Genomic DNA, 1,290 nt, shown 5'->3' with positions numbered 1-1,290 from the left:
AATCGAAAAGATGATCACCCATATGCAGAATGGCCAGGGTTCGCCCTTCACCAGTACGCATCTGGATGCGGCTTTGAAGAAGCATATTCTTAGTGACAATTCTAAAAATAGCACACGTCTTTTGTTAGGAACTGCTTTTGACAGAAATATAGACTGGGAGAATAGATGTTATCCGTTAGATAATGATGGCAGATTAACGGATGCAGTATCCTTTGGGCGATTACCTAAATTTGACAGATTCCAGGATAATTTTAATGGTATGGGAATTACTGTCCACGACACTTGGGCAACTCATATCACAGTAAAGTCACTACAGATTGATAATAACCGTTACCGAGCCATTTTGCATTACAAAGTACAGGATCACTTCGGCCTTGACTGTAACGATATTTCAAAATCGAAATTTAACCGGCTCCGTTTTTTCCGCATCTGGTTTGTACTTCAGCGATACAATATTTTTGGATTTAAACCCTTTATGACTAATATGGAAGCCACTGTAGAAATTACCGGGGGACGGAATGAAGGAAAAAAATAAAAAAATCCCAGCAGTGCTATCACTGATTGGTTTCGCTCTGCTTGGTTATTTATTCTGGTTATCATCACGTCCAGTAGAAATCATATCCATCCATCAGAGAAATAACTACAGTTCTGTTTTAGTAAGAAACTTTCCTTTTACCGATAAAGGAAAGATAAACTGGTGGCTAAAAAACAAAGGGATATTGAAAGAGAAATATAACATACCCAAACCTGCTTCGGATGGTTTTTACACAGTAATATTTTGGGACTTTGGTGAAGGGTATCAGGAAGAAGGTAAGTATGACAGGTTATGTTTTGAGGATATGAAAACACAGAAAAATTGCATTGATAAAAATGCAATTTTCTCTGTGGACCATAGTAGAAACATGGGTACTACCTTTGTTGTATATGATGGCAGCGATTATCGTTTAGACCACAATGGTGAGATAGTAAAAATACAACACAAATAAAATTTACTTTATCGTATAGAGACAGTAAGAGAATTCTCACTTTTTCCCGTTTACGCCAGGCGTTACCCCGACGGAGAGAAAATGGCACAACCTGTCCTCCCTTTCGGTAAGCAGGCAGGGAGAGTTGCTCAACATTTACACCGCAACCGGTCACAACCTATTATCCATGGATAAGGACCGCAATGGACGACGACACAAGGAATGTATCACCATGTCAGCACTAGAGTTTCCCTGCACTATATTCAAAACCCAAAAAAGAATGGACGACTATGGCGCGGAGGATATGCGCTGCGGTGATTTAAGC

At 39.6% G+C, this 1,290-nt stretch carries 3 protein-coding genes; all 3 read left to right on the top strand.

Features of this window, described 5'->3' with window-relative positions; genetic code table 11:
• Window positions 1-535: YPO3983 family protein (locus tag SPL01S_RS24130; RefSeq protein ID WP_155729021.1), on the top strand; the 535-nt coding region annotated here is incomplete at its 5' end.
• Window positions 519-986 (top strand): DUF943 family protein, encoded by a 468-nt coding sequence (locus tag SPL01S_RS24125; protein ID WP_062869957.1) that lies wholly within the window; start codon window positions 519-521, stop codon window positions 984-986. The genes SPL01S_RS24130 and SPL01S_RS24125, both read left to right, overlap by 17 nt.
• 166 nt (window positions 987-1,152) lie before the next feature.
• Window positions 1,153-1,290, top strand: a 138-nt coding sequence (locus SPL01S_RS24980) for a DUF3289 family protein (RefSeq protein WP_255212464.1), incomplete at its 3' end; no start/stop codon positions are given.

It is taken from the genome of Serratia plymuthica NBRC 102599, from assembly GCF_001590925.1.
In the GTDB taxonomy this organism is placed as follows: domain Bacteria; phylum Pseudomonadota; class Gammaproteobacteria; order Enterobacterales; family Enterobacteriaceae; genus Serratia; species Serratia plymuthica.
Note: the sequence above shows the minus strand (reverse complement) of the source record. Positions and strands in the feature narration are given on the sequence as shown.